This is a genomic window from uncultured Devosia sp., assembly GCF_913055165.1.
Taxonomy (GTDB): Bacteria; Pseudomonadota; Alphaproteobacteria; order Rhizobiales; family Devosiaceae; genus Devosia.
In genome coordinates this window covers 21,593-39,615 of sequence record NZ_CAJXJS010000003.1, presented here as the reverse complement: position 1 = coordinate 39,615, position 18,023 = coordinate 21,593, and the positions used below count along the sequence as shown (strand labels likewise).

At 63.8% G+C, this 18,023-nt stretch carries 16 protein-coding genes and 1 riboswitch; of the genes, 4 read left to right on the top strand and 12 right to left on the bottom strand.

All coding sequences use genetic code 11. From position 1 onward, the window contains the following. Window positions 1-89 precede the first annotated feature (89 nt). Complete coding sequence (locus tag QZ564_RS02070) at window positions 90-2,969, top strand: EAL domain-containing protein (protein ID WP_297103913.1); 2,880 nt, start codon at window positions 90-92, stop codon at window positions 2,967-2,969. A 27-nt stretch (window positions 2,970-2,996) separates the two neighbouring features. Here the strand turns inward: QZ564_RS02070 and QZ564_RS02065 are convergent, their stop codons facing one another. Then, complete coding sequence (locus QZ564_RS02065; RefSeq protein ID WP_297103911.1) at window positions 2,997-3,572, bottom strand: YqgE/AlgH family protein; 576 nt, start codon at window positions 3,570-3,572, stop codon at window positions 2,997-2,999. A 118-nt stretch (window positions 3,573-3,690) separates the two neighbouring features. Here QZ564_RS02065 and QZ564_RS02060 point away from each other — a divergent pair, with 118 nt between their 5' ends. The 3 genes from QZ564_RS02060 to QZ564_RS02050 all read left to right on the top strand — a co-directional run bounded on the left by QZ564_RS02060 (window position 3,691) and on the right by QZ564_RS02050 (window position 5,728). Further along, complete coding sequence (locus QZ564_RS02060; RefSeq protein WP_297103909.1) at window positions 3,691-4,524, top strand: protein-disulfide reductase DsbD domain-containing protein; 834 nt, start codon at window positions 3,691-3,693, stop codon at window positions 4,522-4,524. A 102-nt stretch (window positions 4,525-4,626) separates the two neighbouring features. Continuing rightward, on the top strand, window positions 4,627-5,121 hold the full coding sequence (locus tag QZ564_RS02055; protein WP_297103907.1) for a peroxiredoxin: 495 nt from the start codon (window positions 4,627-4,629) through the stop codon (window positions 5,119-5,121). 22 nt (window positions 5,122-5,143) lie between these two features. Further along, on the top strand, window positions 5,144-5,728 hold the full coding sequence (locus tag QZ564_RS02050; protein ID WP_297103904.1) for a hypothetical protein: 585 nt from the start codon (window positions 5,144-5,146) through the stop codon (window positions 5,726-5,728). Between the two features lie 184 nt (window positions 5,729-5,912). Here the strand turns inward: QZ564_RS02050 and gcvPB are convergent, their stop codons facing one another. The 11 genes from gcvPB to QZ564_RS01995 form a co-directional block, all read right to left on the bottom strand. Then, complete coding sequence (gene gcvPB / locus QZ564_RS02045) at window positions 5,913-7,457, bottom strand: aminomethyl-transferring glycine dehydrogenase subunit GcvPB (RefSeq protein ID WP_297103901.1); 1,545 nt, start codon at window positions 7,455-7,457, stop codon at window positions 5,913-5,915. Beyond that, on the bottom strand, window positions 7,454-8,797 hold the full coding sequence (gcvPA, locus tag QZ564_RS02040; RefSeq protein ID WP_297103899.1) for an aminomethyl-transferring glycine dehydrogenase subunit GcvPA: 1,344 nt from the start codon (window positions 8,795-8,797) through the stop codon (window positions 7,454-7,456). The genes gcvPB and gcvPA overlap by 4 nt, the downstream gene beginning before the upstream one ends. Before the next feature lie 2 nt (window positions 8,798-8,799). Then, complete coding sequence (gene gcvH / locus QZ564_RS02035) at window positions 8,800-9,165, bottom strand: glycine cleavage system protein GcvH (protein ID WP_297103897.1); 366 nt, start codon at window positions 9,163-9,165, stop codon at window positions 8,800-8,802. A 10-nt stretch (window positions 9,166-9,175) separates the two neighbouring features. Next, window positions 9,176-10,336: a glycine cleavage system aminomethyltransferase GcvT gene (gene gcvT, locus QZ564_RS02030; protein WP_297103895.1), complete on the bottom strand. Its 1,161-nt coding sequence runs from the start codon at window positions 10,334-10,336 to the stop codon at window positions 9,176-9,178. Between the two features lie 151 nt (window positions 10,337-10,487). Next, a riboswitch (glycine riboswitch) is annotated at window positions 10,488-10,574 on the bottom strand. Between the two features lie 164 nt (window positions 10,575-10,738). After that, window positions 10,739-11,227 carry an ATP F0F1 synthase subunit B gene (locus tag QZ564_RS02025; RefSeq protein WP_297103893.1) on the bottom strand — a complete coding sequence of 163 codons (489 nt, stop codon included), beginning with the start codon at window positions 11,225-11,227 and terminating at the stop codon, window positions 10,739-10,741. A gap of 5 nt (window positions 11,228-11,232) precedes the next feature. Further along, on the bottom strand, window positions 11,233-11,883 hold the full coding sequence (locus QZ564_RS02020; protein WP_297103891.1) for a F0F1 ATP synthase subunit B: 651 nt from the start codon (window positions 11,881-11,883) through the stop codon (window positions 11,233-11,235). A gap of 105 nt (window positions 11,884-11,988) precedes the next feature. Continuing rightward, window positions 11,989-12,216, bottom strand: a complete 228-nt coding sequence (locus QZ564_RS02015; RefSeq protein ID WP_067459640.1) for a F0F1 ATP synthase subunit C — start codon at window positions 12,214-12,216, stop codon at window positions 11,989-11,991. Window positions 12,217-12,276: 60 nt separating this feature from the next. Then, window positions 12,277-13,056 carry a F0F1 ATP synthase subunit A gene (locus tag QZ564_RS02010; RefSeq protein ID WP_297103882.1) on the bottom strand — a complete coding sequence of 260 codons (780 nt, stop codon included), beginning with the start codon at window positions 13,054-13,056 and terminating at the stop codon, window positions 12,277-12,279. An 18-nt stretch (window positions 13,057-13,074) separates the two neighbouring features. Next, window positions 13,075-13,470 (bottom strand): AtpZ/AtpI family protein, encoded by a 396-nt coding sequence (locus QZ564_RS02005; protein WP_297103880.1) that lies wholly within the window; start codon window positions 13,468-13,470, stop codon window positions 13,075-13,077. A gap of 230 nt (window positions 13,471-13,700) precedes the next feature. Beyond that, window positions 13,701-17,156 (bottom strand): AAA family ATPase, encoded by a 3,456-nt coding sequence (locus QZ564_RS02000; RefSeq protein WP_297103879.1) that lies wholly within the window; start codon window positions 17,154-17,156, stop codon window positions 13,701-13,703. Window positions 17,157-17,180: 24 nt separating this feature from the next. Next, window positions 17,181-17,972 (bottom strand): thioredoxin domain-containing protein, encoded by a 792-nt coding sequence (locus QZ564_RS01995; RefSeq protein WP_297103878.1) that lies wholly within the window; start codon window positions 17,970-17,972, stop codon window positions 17,181-17,183. Window positions 17,973-18,023: the final 51 nt, after the last annotated feature.

The window sequence follows — 18,023 nt, the reverse complement described above, 5'->3', positions numbered from 1 at the left end:
ATCAAGAAGACAAAGGCCTGTCCGGGTCGATCAAGCCGAAGCCGGACCAGTGCCACAAAGAAGCCTAGCGCCGGATTTAACTGCTCTTGATGCGTCATTTTCTAGCATTCGCGTTCTGCCTGGCGCTCGCGCTGATTGGCCTTGCACCCGCCAAGGGGTTCGAAGTCATTTCAGTCCCCGAGGACGTCAATGCCGTCAACCTGTCGGACGTGGTGGAGGTGGTGCCGGGGCAGGGGGGCCGCGTGCAATTGTCGACGGCGCCTGACGCGGACGGCATCATCCGCCGCATCGAGGTGCTGGCCACCGACACCGAGACCAATCCCTCCTTCGCGCTGATCGCGCTGCGCAATGACAGCGACCAGCAGATCCAGCGCCTGCTGGTGGCACCATTCTTCCGGCTGCCCGGCTCGGGTGTCTTTCAGCCCGATCTTGGGGAAAACCGCGTCACCGCGATTACCCCCAGCGCCGGAATCCGGCCCGAACGACTGCCGGACCCCGAAGCCGACGTCTTCGAGGTGACGCTCGATCCAGGCGCCACCATGACAGTGATCGCGGAACTGGCATCCGACGACCTCGCCGAGTTCTATCTCTGGGAACCCAACGCCTATCGCGACTATGTCAACGCCTTCACCTTATTCCGCGGTGTGGTGCTGGGTGTAGCGGCGCTGGCCTCGGTGTTCCTGACCATCATGTTCGTGGTCAAGGGGCGCGGGGTCTTTCCCGCCACGGCGGCTTTCGCCTGGGCAGTCCTGGCCTATCTGCTCATCGATTTCGGCCTGCTCGGGCGCATTCTGGGCCTTAGCGCCAGCGCCATGCAGCCCTGGCGCGCGGCGGCCGAAGCGGGCATCGCCACCACGCTGGCGGGCTTCCTCTTCATCTATCTCAATCTCCACCGCTGGCATCTGCGCTTCATCCACCTGGCCCTGGGGCTGGCAGCCCTGTTTCTGGCCTTGTTCCTCTTCGCCTTCTTCCAGCCGGCCATAGCGGCAACGATCGCCCGTCTTGTGCTTGCCCTGCTGGGCGTCTCGGGCTTCTTCCTCATTCTCCTATTGGCCTTGCGCGGCTATGACCGCGCGGTGCTGCTGGTGCCAACCTGGATCATCTTCATTGCCTGGCTGTTCTATGCCTGGCTGGTCATCTCGGGTCAGGTCACCAATGACGTCGCCCAGCCGGCCGTGGGCGGCGGCCTGGTGCTCATTGTCATGCTGCTCGGCTTCACCGCAGTTCAGCACGCCTTTTCCGAGGGGCAGGTCACGATCGGCACATTGAGCGAGGTCGAACGCCGTGCCCTGGCGCTGACAGGTTCGGGTGACTTCGTCTTTGACTGGAACATCGAGCGGGATCGCGTGACCGTCAGCGATGAGCTGGCGACACGCCTGGGCGAAAAGCGCGGCGCCCTGCGCGGCGCCATCAAGCGCTGGCTGGATCGCGTGCATCCCGATGATCGCGACCGCTTCCGCACCGCATTCGACACTCTGGTCGAGTTGCGGCGCGGCAAGGTGTCCGCCGACATGCGTATCGCCGGCCACGACGGCAATTTCCGCACCTTCCGCATGCGCGTGAAACCGGTTCTGGGCGGTGACGGTCAGGTCAACCGCATCGTGGGCACCCTGCAGGATGTCACCGAGGATCGTGCCGCGCGCGAACGCCTGCTGCACGATGCGGTGCATGACAGCTTGACCGGCCTGCCGAACCGCCAGCTGTTTCTGGACCGCCTGGAGCGGGCTCTGGTGCGGGCCCGCACGCCCGGGGGCACCAAGCCTGCGGTGTTCCTGATCGACATCGACCGCTTCATGGAACTCGAGGAGCGCATCGGCCATTCGGCAGCCGACTCCGTCTTGCTGGCGATCTCGCGGCGCATCGCCCGTATCATGCGCCCGCTCGATACTGTCGCCCGCATCGGTGGCGATCAGTTCGCGGTGATCCTGGCCTCCGAGCAGGCCGCGGCCAAGATCGCGGAAACCGCCGAGCAGATCCGCAAGGGCCTCAAGGCGCCCTTCAATTTCGGTGATCGCGACCTGGTGCTGACGGCCTCGATCGGTGTCACCATCTATGACAGCAATCCCTCGACGGCGGCCGATGTGCTGCGCGATGCGGAACTGGCCATGTATTACGCCAAGCGGCTGGGCGGCGACCGCATTGAGGCCTATCGGGCTTCGGCGCGCTCGATTGCTTCCTATAGCAAGGCCAGCGAGGAAGACCTCGAGCGCGGCCTGAAGCAGGGTGAGCTGCATGTGCAGTTCCAGCCGGTGATGGATATCCAGACCGGCCAGATTGCCGGCACCGAAGCCCTGATGCGGTGGAACCACCCCACGCGCGGCATGGTGACGCCCGATGAATTCGTCCCGCTGGCGGAACGGTCCGGTCAGATCGAAAAGCTCGGCCGTCTCGCCTTCGAACAATCCGCCGCGCAAGCCAAGGACTGGCTGACCACCATCGGACTGCCGGAAGGCTTCTTCATCTCGGTCAATCTTTCGCCGACCCAATTGGCGACCGAGACACTCTTGAGCGATATGCGCAATCTCGTTGCGCAGGACCGTGACCTGGCCAGCCATCTCAAGCTTGAGATTACCGAGAGCCAGGTGATGACCAATCCCGAGCATTCCGCCTATATGCTGGAAGCGCTGCGGAACATGGGGCTGGGCCTGGCACTGGATGATTTCGGCACCGGACATTCCTCGCTGAGCTATTTGCACCGCTTCCCGTTCGATACCATCAAGATCCCCGCGCCTTTCGTTCGCATGGGCACCGACAACGGCATTGCCCACACCCAGGGGCCGATCATCCGGTCGATCGTCGCCCTGGCCAACGATCTTGACCTGATGGTGATTGCAGAGGGTGTCGAAAGCCTCGACGAGATCGAGCGGCTGCGCCAGCTCAATTGCCGCTACGCACAAGGGTTTGCCTTTGGTCCGGCCATTGTCGGGGCCGAACTGGGCAAAAAACTCGCAGCGCAGATGGGCAAGTGAGGTCTGCCTGGGGCCGGAAGACAGCCGTTATCCGTGCCCGGCCTCCGAACTCAGCGTTGCCCGCGTGATATGCAGGCTGGCGAGCGCCTTGTCGTAGCGCTGCTCCACAGGCACATCAAACAATAGCTCACGGCTGAACGGGATGGTCAGCCAGCCATTGGCTCCGATCTCGTCTTCCAGCTGACCGGGCGACCAGCCACAGCAGCCCAGTGCGAATAGCGCTGCGCGTGGTGCAGGACCAAAAGCCATGGCTTTGAGGATATCGAGCGTCGCGGTCAGGCCGATGTCGTCTGTGACCTTGTAGGTATTGCCGCTGTGGTAATCGCCTGAATGCAGCACGAAGCCGCGGCCCCGCTCAACTGGCCCGCCACGCATGACGGCACGGTCGCGAATGCTGTCGGGCAGGCGGATCACTGCGTCGGGGTCGCCCAGATCGAGCTCATCCAGAATGTCGGCAAAGCGCAGATTGGCCAGCTCGTGATTGACCACGAGCCCCATGGCGCCCTCCGCGCCGTGACCCACGATCAGGATCACGCTCTCGGCGAAGCGTTCATCGGCCATGTCCGGCATGGCGACCAGGAATTGACCTTCGAGTGTGTTCATGGTGCCGATTGTAGGCGCCGGGTGCGGGCCTGCCAAGCGCAGGGCCTGTCACACCCATCACGAAGGCCTGATTAAGCGCTAGCTGGCTGTTCACCTTTTACTGCGCTAATTCCACCCCATGCGTATATTTGCTGCCCTTGTGATGCCCATCGTGATTGCCAGCGTTCCGGCCGTGGCAGGTGAAACCGCCTGGCAGGAAGTGGCGCCTGGCGTCCAAATCCGGCTGATCAGCGCCGGGCAACCCAAGGCGGACGGCAAGGCATTGTTTGCGCTGGAAATCGACATGCCGGAGGACACCAAGACCTATTGGCGCATCCCCGGCGAAACCGGCCTGCCGATGGACCTCGATTTCTCCTCCTCCAAAGGCGTTGCTCTTCATCAGCAGCATTGGCCCTTCCCCGAGCGGGAACAGAAGGGGGGCTATCTCGACTATGTTTATTTCGGGCACACCATCTTGCCCCTGGAACTCGCGGTGAGTGAACCCGGTGGTACGGTGGCCCTTGAGGCCACATTGGGCATTTGTTCGGAGATCTGCGTTCCGGCGCAGGCCCAGTTCACCATGCCGGCAAGCGAGCCTGACCCTGATTATGCCAATGGATTACGCATTGCCCAGGCGATGGCGGATGTGCCCATCGCCTGGCAGGGCGCAGGCGATCCGCTAGGCTCGGCAATGCTGGTCCCGGGACAGAGCGCAATCGCGGTCGAAATCGACCCTGCCGTTGTCGACCCGCAAAGCCTGATTGCTGCCGCCGAGGGGGAAGGGCCGCTGTTCGGCGCGCCGCAAAAAAGCCCGCAATCCAATCTAGTGCTGCTTCCCATCCTGAGCAAAACCGACAATAGTGCTCTGGATGACATGGAGGTGGAACTCTCCTTCATGACGCCGAGGGGTGCCTTCGAGGTCAGCCGGACAATAGAAGCCGGCGCCAAAGCGGATGTGGACGGACAGGACTGATGGGGTTGTCGGTCTTGTGCCCTGGTCCAAAGCCGCTTATCGCAGGGGCTTGAGTACTGGAGTAGGGCGGCTGCGCCGCCAAGCATGGGGCAATTTCCACCAATGATTGAACGCGGCGACAAGGTTCCCTCCGTCGGGACCAAGCTGGTGACTGCGGCTGGTATCGAAGACACCACAAGCGATGTGGCACTGGGGAGCGGCACTGTGGTGATGTTCGCCGTACCAGGCGCCTTCACCCCGACCTGCCACGTCAACCATTTGCCCGGCTTCGTGGCCAATGCCGCCAAGCTGCGTGCTGCCGGCGTCGACCGCATCGTTTGCGCGGCAACCAACGATCATCACGTCATGAAGGCCTGGGCCGAGGCCACCAACGCCCTGGACGATGTCGCCTTCCTCGCGGATGGTAACGCCGCCCTGGCCAGGGCCATGGGTCTGGACAAGGATTTCTCCGGCGGCGGCATGGGCACACGGTTCGCCCGGTGTGCCATGATCATCCGCAACGGCGTCGTGGACGCCGTTTTCACTGAAGACGCGCCCGGCGTGACGGCCAGCGGCGCACCCGCTATTCTGATGGCTCTCGAAGCCGCTGCCGCCTAGTCGCCAGGAGCCAAGTACGACAATGACCCTCATCCTGACGTCCGCTCTGCGTATCCCCGCTCTTGCCGGATTGGCCGTGCTGTTGGCCGGCTGTTCCATGGGTTCGATGTTTGGTGGCGGCACCTCGACCAATGCCAATCTGCAGAACGCCACCGCCACCCCCCAGGCCGTTGCCCAGGCCCAGACCAATGCGCTGCCGGTGATTGCCACCGAGTGCCCGCCGATCAAGGTGCGGCTGGGCGGCGAGGCCATGTATTATTATGGCGGCGGCCGGGTCGGAGACCCCAAGGCGCTGCAATATCAGGGCGTGATCGACGAGACGTCACGCAATTGCGTGGTGTCCAATGGCCAGATCACCGTAAATATGGGCGTGACCGGCCGCGTGCTGCTCGGTCCGGCTGGCAGCCAGTCGACCGTCAATGCACCGATCCGCTTTGCGGTGGAACGCGACGGCCAGGCCATCTTCTCGGAAAAATACACATTGGCCGTACCGATCGTGCCGCCGAGCCAGACAGCCGAATTCGTCAAGGTGGTGGAAAACGTGACCATTCCCTATCTGGGCGGCGAAACCATCACCATCTGGGTCGGCTTCGACACCAGGGGCTGAGAGCCGTACCGAAGGGCCAATCGCGCCGGTGGCGCGATTGGAGGCGCTTCGCAGGCGTTCCGCACAGCGGATGAATGGCTCCGGTGGAGCCATTCAAGCCAAGAAGGCCATGAGCGCTACGCGCGAATGGCGGGCAATCCAAGACGAGAATTGAAAAGGCCCGGAGTGTTCTCCGGGCCTCTTTCTATTCGGCTGCCTTGGGCAGATCGGCGGGGCGTTCCCATTTGAGAATGGGTTGCCGGGCCGCGCGGGTTTCGTCGAGGCGACGGCGCGGCGCCTTCATCGGTGCGCCGGTAAACCGCTCCTTGTTCCCCGCTTTGGCGTCATTGGCCAGCTCGGCCATCACCTCGCAGAAGTGGTCGAGCGTCTGCTTGCTTTCGCTTTCGGTCGGCTCGATCAGCATGGCGCCATGCACGACCAGCGGGAAATACATGGTCATGGGATGGAAGCCCTCATCGATCAGCGCCTTGGCGAAATCGAGGGTAGAGATGTCTGTGCCCTTGAGGAAGCTGTCATCGAACAGCGCTTCATGCATGGTCGGATAGTCCGGGAACGGCACCGAGAACAGGTGCTCGAGCTTCGCCTTGACGTAATTGGCATTGAGCACCGCATCTTCCGCCGCCTGTGCCAACCCGTCAGCCCCGTGGCTGAGCATATAGGTCAGCGCGCGCACATACATGCCCATCTGCCCGTGGAAGGCGGTTACGCGGCCCAGCGCCTCGCCTTCGATGTGCTCGACCATCTCCAGGCCGTCCTTGCCCTTGCGCACGAACGGGACCGGAGCGAAAGGGGCCAGTGCCTCGGAGAGCACGACAGGACCCGCACCCGGCCCGCCGCCACCATGCGGCGTCGAGAAGGTCTTGTGCAGGTTGATATGCATGGCGTCGATGCCGAGATCGCCCGGACGGACGACGCCCATGATGGCGTTGAAATTGGCACCATCACAGTAAAAAAACGCCCCCGCATCGTGGACGGCCTGGGCAATCTCGATCACCTGCGGCTCGAAAAGGCCACAGGTATTGGGATTGGTCAGCATGATGGCCGCGACGTCAGATGACAGCGCATTCTTGACCGCCTGCACATCGACCGTACCGTCATCGCGGGCCGGAATGGGCTTCACGCTATAGCCGAGGAAGGCGGCCGTGGCCGGATTGGTGCCATGGGCGCTTTCGGGCACGAGCACGATCTTGCGATGTGCCTCGCCCTTGGCCTCCTGGGCGGCCTTGATAGCCATCATGCCGAGCAATTCGCCATGGGCGCCCGCCTTGGGCGACAGGGCGACGGCCGCGGTATTGGTCAGCGTCATCAGCCAATGGGAAAGCTGGTTCATCAGCTCCAGTGCGCCCTGCACGGTCGAAACCGGCTGCAGGGGGTGGATATCGGCAAAGCCGGGCAGGCGCGCCATCTTCTCGTTGAGGCGCGGATTGTGCTTCATCGTGCACGAGCCCAGCGGATACATGCCACTGTCGATGGAGTGATTGAGGCGGGACAGGCGCACATAGTGGCGCATCGCCTCGGGCTCGGTGAGACCGGCCAGGTCCAGCTTGCTCTTGCGGGCAAAGCCGCCGAGGCGATCGGTTGCGAGATCGACGTCGGGCAGGTCGACGCCGGAATGCTCGTTGTCGCCGATTTCGAACAGCAGCGGTTCGTCGGGCAAGAGGGCCGAGCCGGAGGCCGAAGTGCCGGCCGTGCCCACGCCGGTGGGGCGGCCCTGGGTATTCATGCTCATGCCAGTTCCTCCGTCAGCGCGGCGCAGAGCGCGGCGATGTCGCCCTCGGTGGTCAACTCGGTCGCCGCCAAAATGATGAGGTTCTCGACCTCTGGATCACCCGGGAGGAGGCGGCTGGCCGGCACGCCGGCAAGAATGCCACGCTGGGCGAGCCGTTCGACGAGAGCCGTGGCCGGCTGGGTGACGCGGATGGTCATTTCGTTGAAGAAGGTCTTGTTGAGGACAGTGACGCCGGGCACGCCATCAAGCGCATTGGCCAGTCTGATGGCGTTGAAATGGTTGAGCCGCGCCAGCCGGACAAAGCCCGCTTCGCCCAGCAGGCCCATGTGGATCGAGAAGGCGAGCGCACAAAGACCTGAATTGGTACAGATGTTCGATGTGGCCTTTTCGCGGCGGATATGCTGCTCGCGCGTGGAGAGCGTCAGCACGAAGCCGCGATTGCCGTCCGCATCGACGGTCTCGCCGCAGAGCCGGCCCGGCATCTGGCGGATGAATTCCTTCTTCGTCGCCATCAGCCCCAGATACGGCCCGCCGAAATTGAGCGCATTGCCGATGGACTGGCCCTCGGCCACCACGATATCGGCGCCCAGCGCACCGGGAGCCTCCAGCAGCCCCAGCGACACCACTTCGGTGATGACCACGATCAGCAGCGCGCCCTGGTCGTGAGCGGCCTTCGCTGCAGCCTCAACATTGCGCAGATGGCCGTAGAAGTCCGGGGTCTGGATGACAATGGCCGCCGTGTCAGCGTCGATATGATCGAGAATGTCGCCCTGACCCTCGGGGGAGGGGGAGAGGCATTCGAGATGCGGGTCGTCCTTGAGATAGGCCCTGACCACATCGCGGTAGTGCGGGTGCAGCCCGCCCGAGAGCACAACCTTGTTGCGCCGGGTCAGACGGCGGGCCATCAGCACCGCTTCGGCCGTGCCTGTGGAGCCGTCATAGAGCGAGGCATTGGCCACGTCCATGCCGGTGATCTTGGCCACCTGCGTCTGGAATTCGAATAGCATCTGCAGGGTGCCCTGCGAGATTTCCGGCTGATAGGGCGTATAGGCCGTCAGCCACTCGGACCGCTGGATCAGGTGATCGACTGTGGCGGGCACATGGTGGCGATAAGCACCAGCGCCGACGAAGAACGGGCCATCGCCGGCCGCATGGTTCTGGTTTGCCAGCGCGCGCATATGCGCCTCGACCAGGAATTCGGGGCTGTGGTCCGGAAGGTCGAGTTCAAAGTTCTTCAACGCTGACTTCGGCACCGCTGAGAACAGCGCGTCAATGTCACTGGCGCCGATCACGCCGAGCATCTCGGCGCGTTCGTGGTCGGAATGGGGGAGATAGCGCATGATTATTTCGTCAGATCCGCATAGCCGGCATCATCGAGGAGCTTGTCGAGTTCGCCGGCGTCGTCGATGGCGATCTTGAACATCCAGCCGCCATTTTCCGGGTCGTTGTTCACGAGGCCCGGTTCGCCGGTCAGCGCGTCGTTGACCTCGGTAACCGTGCCCGAGACCGGGGCATAGATCTCGGAGGCAGCCTTGACGGATTCGACCACGGCGGCCTCGTCGCCCTTCTTGAGGACTTTGCCGACGGAAGGCAGTTCGACGAAGACGATGTCGCCCAACTGCTCCTGCGCGTAATTGGTGATGCCGACGACACCGGTCGTGCCTTCAATGCGGATATATTCGTGATCGGGAGTGAACTTGGTGGTCATGTGAGGGGCCTCAGGCTGACTTGCGGAAATAGCGGTGGGGAACGAACGGGGTGGGCACGATCTCGGCCGGCTGGGCGCGGCCGCGCACCGAGACCTGAAGCTTGTTGCCGATGGCAGCGTGATCCGGCGGGACGAAGCCCAGCGCAATGGCCTTGCCCAGCGAGGGGGCAAAGCCGCCGCTGGTGACGACGCCAATGGCCGCGCCGGATGCATCGAGGATTTCGGCGCCCTCTCGGGCCGGTGCGCCTCCGACGATCAGCCCGACGCGCCTGCGAGACAGCTTGCCATCGCGTTCGGCGAGAATGCGCGTTGCGCCTGGGAAGTCTGCGGCCTCGCGGCGGCGCTTGGAGACGGCAAAGCCAAGTTCGGCCTCGATCGGGGAGACGGTTTCGTCCAGGTCATGTCCATAGAGCGGCAGGCCGGCCTCAAGGCGGAGGCTGTCGCGGGCGCCCAGGCCAATCGGCTTGACGCGAGGATCGGCCAGCAGTTCGTCCCACAGGGCCACTGCCATGTGACCGGGCATGAGGATTTCGAATCCGTCTTCACCGGTATAGCCGGAACGGGAAATGGTGATGGGTACGCCGTTCCATTCGAACTCGCGCACCTGCATGAAGCCGAGCTGGGTGGCGTCGGGCACGAGCGCTGCCATGACGTCGACCGCTTCGGGCCCCTGCAACGCAAGAAGGCCGCCATCATCGGCACGCCTGAGGGTCGCCTTGTCACCGGCGCCTGCAGCGATCAGCGCAAAGTCGTTTTCCTTGGTGCCGGCATTGACCACCACATAGAGCGTGCCGGGGTCGTCGGGGAGGCGCCCGACCATGAGATCGTCAATGGTCCCACCCTTCTCATTGAGCAGCAGCGTGTAGCGCATCTGTCCCGGTTTGAGGCCGGCAATGTCGCCGCAGATCAGGGGCTCGATCACGGCGGCGATCGCGGCGTGGTCCGCCTCCGGATCGCCGCTGGGGGCGTTGAGGCTGAGAAAGCTCGGCCCCATATGGCTGACATCGAACAGGCCCGCCTGTTCGCGGGTCCATTTGTGTTCGGCCATGATGCCGGAGGGATATTGCACGGGCAGGGCATAGCCGCCGAACGGCACAATGCGGCCACCGGCCGTAACGTGGCGCTCGTAGAGCGGGGTCTGCTTGAGGTCTTCGGAATTGGCTTCGGCCATGGGCACCACTCGGGTTCAAAGGCGACACGACAAGGATCCGCCCTTGTGGCGGAAGATGCGTGCCCCCTCTGTCCTTGCCCTGAGAGATTTCCCGGCTGAGCGCCGGTTGCTCCTTCGGAGAGGCTGGTCCAGCCTGCTTTCCAGAGTGTTCGACCTGACTGCGGTCCTTTGGCCTGAGAGTTTCCGGGGCGGTTGCTCCTTCGGCGCTGGCAAAGCCAGTCTCTCCCGCAGTCGGGCGCACCATGGTGGAGATTCCCCGTGGCGTCAATCGCGAGAAACGCATGTACAGGAAAACTGCGACGTTATCGCAGTAGGAGTGGGACGCGGCGGCGCCTTGCGGCCTTCGGCGCAACAAAAAGGCGGGCATCGCTGCCCGCCCTTGTCATTCGGTTTTGAGCCGGATCAGTTCAGCTTGCTGCTGACATCGGCAATGGCGGCGTCGATGACCTTGCCGCCATTCTTGTTCATCTCGTCTGCCAGCACGGTGCGGGCGGCTTCGATGGCGATGTCCGCAGAACGGGCGCGCACTTCGGCGATGGCCTGGGCTTCGGCCTGGGCGATCTTGTCTTCCACTGCTGCGGTGCGGCGGGCGACGAGGTCGGCCAGAGAGGCCTGGGCTTCCACGGTCAGGCGCTCGGCTTCTTCCTTGGCAGCGGCGACGATGCCCTCGGCTTCCTTTTCGGCAGCGACACGCTTCTGCTCATATTCAACGAGCAGGGCGGCGGCCTCTTCGCGCAGGCGCCGCGCCTCGGCGATATCAGTTTCGATCTGCTTGATCTTCCCATCGAGCATCTTGGCGATGATCCCCGGCACGCCGAAAAACACCATCAGCCCGAGGAAGATCACCAGGCCGACCATGGCAAAGAAGCTGTTATCCAACCATTCTGGCATGGCGCTTACCCCTTAACCTTGGCCACGGCAGCGCGAACGCTGTCAGGTGCGACATCACCGACGAGCTGGCTGACCACGGCCTGGGCCGTCTCGGCAGCAATCTCGTCGACATGGGTGAGGGCCTCGGCCTTGGTCTGGGCAATGCGGGCTTCCGCGGCACTGACCTTGGCGCTGAGATCGGCTTCGGCAGCAGACCGCTTGGCGGCGATATCTGCCTGAATGGCCTCACGGTTCTTGTTGGCGATGCCCTGGGCATTGGCCTTGGCTTCGGCCAGTGCCTTTTCATAGGCGGCAATGGCCGCATCGGTCTTCTGGCGATCCGCATCGGCTGCCGCCAGATCGGTGTCGATCAGCGTCTTGCGGTTTTCCAGAATGCCGCCAATGCGGGGCAGGGCCAGCTTGCTCATCAACAGATAAAGCGCGCCAAAGGTGATGGCGAGCCAGAGCAGCTGGCTGGGGAAAGTGGCCGGGTCGAAGGGCGGGAACACGTCCGAATGGCCGGCATCACCGTGCGCTTCGGTCGTGGCATGCGTATCATGGGTCGGATCGGCGTGAACGCCTTCCTCAACATGCATGGCATCGGCGGCGCCAGCGGCTTCTGTGCCGTGGTCGTCTGCCGGGAGTTCCGCTTCTTGAGCGTAGGCTTGCGTTACCATCTGGTGGAGGTCCCGTTAAATCCGGTCATCCGGCCGATGGGCCGGAGAAGGGAACGCAGCCGAACAGAAGCGTCCGGCTGCGACAATCTTGGTGCGGTCGCTTTATTAGGCGACGAACAGCAGGATCAGGGCAACCAGGAACGAGAAGATGCCCAGAGCTTCGGTCACGGCGAAGCCGAAGATCAGGTTACCGAACTGGCTCGGAGCAGCCGACGGGTTGCGCAGGGCACCCGAGAGGAAGTTGCCGAAGATGTTGGCCACGCCCAGGGCGGCACCAGCCATACCGAAGGTGGCAATACCGGCACCGATGAACTTTGCGGCTTCAGCTTCCATTTTAATGTCCTTTCAAGCGACTTTTTGGGTTCCGGCGGGTCATCCGCCGGGAAGGGGTGGTTAGTGGGACGGGTGGATCGCGTCGTTCAGATACATGCTGGTCAGGACCGCGAAGACATAGGCCTGAACCGCACCGACGAGAAACTCGAGACCGGTGAGGGCGATTGCCATCAGGACCGGCAGGGTGGCGCCGAGCCAGCCCAGAGCACCCAGACCGCCGATCATCATGACCGCAAAGCCGGTGAAGACCTTGAGCGTGATGTGGCCGGCAAGAATGTTGCCGAACAGACGGACCGAGAGGCTGATGGGACGCGAGAGGAAGGAAATGACCTCGATCGGCGTCACGATAGGAAGGATGTAGCCCGGCACACCGGCGGGAACGAACAGCTTGAGGAACTTGGGACCGTTCTTGACGAAGCCGTAGATGATGACGGTGAGGAACACCAGCATCGAAAGGGCGAAGGTGACGATGATGTGGCTGGTGACGGTGAAGAAATACGGCACCATGCCAAACATGTTGGCCACGAAGATGAAGGTGAAGAGGCTGAAGACCAGCGGGAAGAATTTCATGCCGGCCGTGCCGGCAGAGCTTCGGACCATGCCGGCCACGAACTCGTAGAGGAGCTCCGCCGTCAATTGCGCCCGGGTCGGGATCAGCTTCTTGCCCGAGGTCGAGAGCAGCAGGAACACCGCAATGGTGGCCACCGTCAGCACCATGAACAGGGCCGAATTGGTGAAGGCGAAGGTGGTGCCCGTCCCCTCAGTGCCGTCGCCGCCGACGGTGAAGAGCTCGAAAATGTCATAGATGACAAACTGGTGGATCGGGTCAGTACCGGCCATGGAGCCCTCTAAGCGTCATCAATTCTCATTCCGCTCTTCGTCTTCCGCCTCGGGTCCGAGATCGGCACCCTTGGGGGCAGGCGAGGCGGCATTCATTTCCGCCACCACACGGATGACGTTCAGGATTCCAGCGGCAAAGCCCATCAACAGCAGGATGAGCAAGCCCCAGGGGCTGGTTCCCAGGCCAAGGTCGATGAGATAGCCGAGACCGGCGCCCACCAGAACCGCGGCGATGAACTCGGTGCCGATGCGCAAACCGCGCGCCAGACCGCTCATCTCCGGGGAAGCATCCCGGGCGGATCTGTTGTCCTCCCGCTCGCGCTCCCGCTTGGCAGAGGCGATGCGCGATGCAAGATCGTGCGTCACCCCGCGGGCGCTGTCCGGCTGGCCATGGTCGTCCTGCGAACTGGTCATCCGCTACTCCCCTCTGGCCGGCCTTTTTCCGGTTGAACCGGACGCCCTTTTAAGTCGCGCGCAACATAGTGGTGGCCCCAATTGGTGTCAAGGCGCGGGGCGTAGCTGTAACTTATTGTTTTGTATTGGATATTTCCCTCGTCACGGGGGTGCGGCATGCTGTCCACACTTCGATAGTGGCAGAGTCAGGGCAGGGGGAGGGATTCTACAGGTCAGCGGCCATGCCGTCCTCAGCCGGCTTCCCGATAGCTCTCGGCCGTCGTCAGGTCCACCGACACCAGTTGCGACACCCCGCGCTCGGCCATGGTCACACCAAACAGGCGATCCACCCGGCTCATGGTGATCGGGTTATGCGTGATGACCATGAAGCGCGTATTGGTGCGCTGGCGCATGGAGTCGAGCAGGTTGCAGAACCGTTCGACATTGGCATCGTCGAGCGGCGCATCGACTTCGTCGAGAACGCAGATCGGCGCCGGATTGGTGAGAAACACGGCAAAGATCAGGCTCATGGCGGTCAGCGCCTGCTCACCACCGGAGAGCAGGGTCATGGTCTGCGGCTTTTTGCCGGGCGGGCGGGCAATGATTTCAAGCCCGGCTTCCAGCGGATCGTCGCTTTCAACGAAGGTCAGCTCGGCCGTGCCGCCGCCGAACAGGGTGATGAACAGCTCCTGGAAATGCGCGTTGACCTTGCCGAAGGCCTCGTTGAGGCGGGCGCGGCCCTCGCGATTGAGGGCGGCGATGCCGCCGCGCAGCTTGGCTATGGCCTCGATGATGTCGTCGCGATCGCGCACCATGGTATCCAGTTTTTCCTGGACCTCCTCGGCCTCCTTCTCTGCCGATAGATTGACCCCGCCGAGCCGTTCGCGTTCGGATTTGAGCCGCTCCAGCTTTTGTTCGGTGGCATGCTCATTGGGCAGGGCTTCCTCGGGACGGATGCCTGAGGCCTCGAGCGTCTTGCTGGCGGGTATGCCCAGCGATTCCTCAACCTGCCGTTCAATCTGCTGGCGCTGGGCGATGGCGCCCTTGAGGCGTTCATCAATGCGGGTCAACTCGATGCGCACGGCATTGAGGGCGTCGCCAGCGGCCTTGAGCGCCTTTTCGGCGTCGCGCCACGCGGTCTGGGCCGTACTGAGGCGGTCGCCGGCGAGCTTGTGATCAGTCTGGGCGGTTTCGATCTGGTCGTCCAATTGCGCCTTGCGGCTCTCGAAGCCCTCCGGCGCTTCGGCCAGATTGTCGAGTTGGCTCTGTACCTCGGCCATGCGCGCATCAAGCGTGGCCAATTGCGCCAGCGCTCCATCGCGGCGGCGTTGCCAGGCGGCGCTGTCCCGACCGAGCTGATCCAGGCGCGCCGCCCGCATGCGGGCCGCCGATTCGACCGTGCTCAACTTGAGGCGCGCCTGATCCGCCTTGTCCCGCAGGGCAGTCAGACGCTGCTGGCCCTGCTCGACTGCGGCCGCCAGCTCGGCCTCATCGCCCGTTCCTGACAGGGTGGCCTCGGCTTCGGCCAGGGCCGACTCGGCCTCGGCAACGCTGGCGGCCAGGCGTGCAGACGCATCTTCCAGGGTTGAGCGACGCGTTTGCAGATCGCCCAGGGCGCGCTGCGCCCGGTCCAGTTCTGCCTGCGCCGTTCCAATGGCATGCTGGGCCTTGCGCCAGTCTTCGCGCCGATCCTTTTCGGCCTGCCGGGCCGCGTCCAGGGCGGCGGTCAGCTGATCGACATCGCGGCGCCAGCTATTGCGCTCGCCCTTGGCGCGCAGGATTTCCTCGTCCAGTTCGGCGAGGCGATTGCGCTGGGCGAGGCGGAGGGCCGCAGCGCTCGGCGCGTCGGCGGCGGCAACAAAACCATCCCAGCGCCAGAGCGCGCCTTCCAGCGTGACCAGCCGTTGGCCGGGTTTGAGCGCCTTCATCAGCGCCGGGCCATCGACAGCATCGACAAGGCCGATCTGGTCGAGTCGGCGCTTCAGCAATTCGGTGCCGGTCACATGGCGGGACAGGGGTTCGGCGCCCTGTGGCAAAGCCGGATCATCATAACCATCAATGGCGATGGACCAGTGCATTGGCGCTCCGCCGTCCGAAGAGGCCTCAAGATCATCACCCAGCGCGGCGCCCAGAGCGGTTTCATAGCCGGGCTCGACTGAGAGCTCATCGACCACGGCGGGCCAGAGGCTCGCGCCGGTATTGAGCATCTTGCCCAGTGTCGAGGCCTCGGCTTCGAGCCGGGTGACTAGCGCGTCGAGTTCGGACAGGCGCGGCCGGGCCGCGTCGAGCCTGGCCTGCGCAGCGCCCGATGCCTCCTCGGCGGCGAGGGCGGCTGTCTCTGCCGTTGCCGTGGCAGCCTGCACCGCTTCGAGCGCAGCACGCCGGGCGGCAAGCGTTTCATCTGCCTCGAGCGCCGCGATAACGCGGGCCTGATCGGCCTCGACATCCGCCAATTGCTGGGCCAATCGGGCGCGGCGGCTGCGGGCTTCACTAAGATTGCGTTCGGCCTGCACGCGGTGGGCGCGCATCTGCGCCAGGGTATTGGCGGTCTCGCGCGTGGCAGCGTCCGCTTCGGCAACGGCGACTTTGGCCGCCTCGGTCTCTGTCCGAGCCGCCTCGAACTCGGTCTGTGCGGCCTGCTGCTCGGCGGTAAGCTGGGTCTGTTCCTCGGCATAGGCGGTCAGGGTTGTCTCGGCCTCACCGACCAGCTCGCGCTCGCGGGTACCGTCCGCCGCAATCTGGCGCAGCCGGTCCTCGAGTTCGGTCCGGCGCTGGCCCATCCGCCGCGCTTCCTCGGCCAATTGCTCGCGCAGAATGGTATAGCGCTGTAGCACCGCGCCGGTGACCGCCTCGCGCTCGCGCAACGGTGTCAGTGCCGCCTCGGCGGTTTCAACGGCCTTCTGCGCTTCACGCTCGGCATGGGTGGCGTCGGCCAATTGCCGCACGAGCACGGCCTGGGCCGCTTCGGTTTCTTTTTCTGCGGCGCGCGTGGCCACCCAGCGAATGTGAAACAGGGTCGCTTCGGCGCGGCGAATATCGCCCGACAGGCCGCGATAGCGATTGGCCAGCCGCGCCTGGCGCTTGAGCGTTTCAAGCTGGCTCTCGACCTGGGCGATGACATCATCGACCCGTTCGAGATTGCCTTCGGCCGCGCGCAGCCTGAGCTCGGCCTCGTGTCGGCGGGAATGCAGGCCGGAAATGCCGGCGGCCTCTTCGAGCAGGGCACGGCGGGCAGTGGGCTTGGCGGCAATCAGCTCGCCGATCTGGCCCTGCCGTACCATGGCGGGAGAATGGGCGCCGGTGGATGCATCAGCGAACAGCAATTGCACGTCGCGGGCGCGCACTTCCTTGCCGTTGACGCGATAGACCGAACCGGCCTCGCGCTCGATGCGACGGGTCACCTCGAGCACATCGGCATTGTTGAGGGCAGCCGGGGCGGTGCGGTCCGAATTATCGAGGACCAGGGTGACTTCGGCGCTGTTGCGCGCCGGGCGGTTCCCCGATCCGGAAAAGATGACGTCGTCCATGCCCGAGGCGCGCATGGCCTTGTACGAGCTTTCGCCCATGACCCAGCGCATGGCCTCGACCAGATTGGACTTGCCGCAGCCATTGGGCCCGACAATGCCAGTCAGGCCCGGCTCCATGACGAGCACGGTCTCATCGCAGAAACTTTTGAAGCCGTGGAGCTTGAGGCGGGAGAACTTCATGCGTTCGCCCGCCTCAAAGCAATGTTAGTTGGCAGGTGCCATCTCGTTGGCCGGGGCCATTGCATCTGCAGCGGGAGCCATTGCATCGGATGCAGGGGCCATTGCGTCCGCGGCGGGTGCCATGGCATCGGCCGCCGGTTCCTCGGCTGCAACCGGTGAGACAAAATCGGCAGGCACGAGCGGATCGATCTCGGCAGCGAGCTGCTCAAGCGTCTTGCCCCCCGAAAGCGTCTTGCCATTGACATAGAAGGTCGGCGTCCCCGTCAGCCCGAACTCGTCCAGAGCCTGTTCGCGCTGGGCTTCAATCCCGGTGAAGGCCTCCTGATTCGTCAAGGCGGCCGAGAAGCTTTCCTCTGTAAAACCGAGCTGCTGGGCCACCGCATAGATGGCGTCGCGCGGCTTTTCGGACATGCCCCACTCGTTCTGGGTACGGAAATAGGTGGCGATGACGTTGTGGTAGTTTTCCTCGCCGGCGGCTTCGGCCAGCAGGAAAATGGCAGCGTCCAGCGCGTTGCGGGCGAAGGGCCGCACGATGAACTTGACCTTGCCGGTGTCGATATATTGTTCCTTGAACGGCTCGTAGACCGTGTTGTGGAAGGCAGCACAATGCGGACAGGTGGGCGAAGCATATTCAATCACGGTGACCGGGGCATCAGCATGGCCCTCCACCTTGTCGGTCAAGCCGCCGACTGGCGCCATCAGGGCCGCCTGATCAATCATGTCGCCTTCGGCGGCCTGTGAAGCTGAAATGCCCGAAAGGCTGACCGCCGAAGCGGCAGCAGCCAGAATGATGGTTTCGCGGCGATTAAGTTTCACGTCTCAGGCTCCTGAATTTATTGGCTGCGCGACACTACACACAGCGAAGGT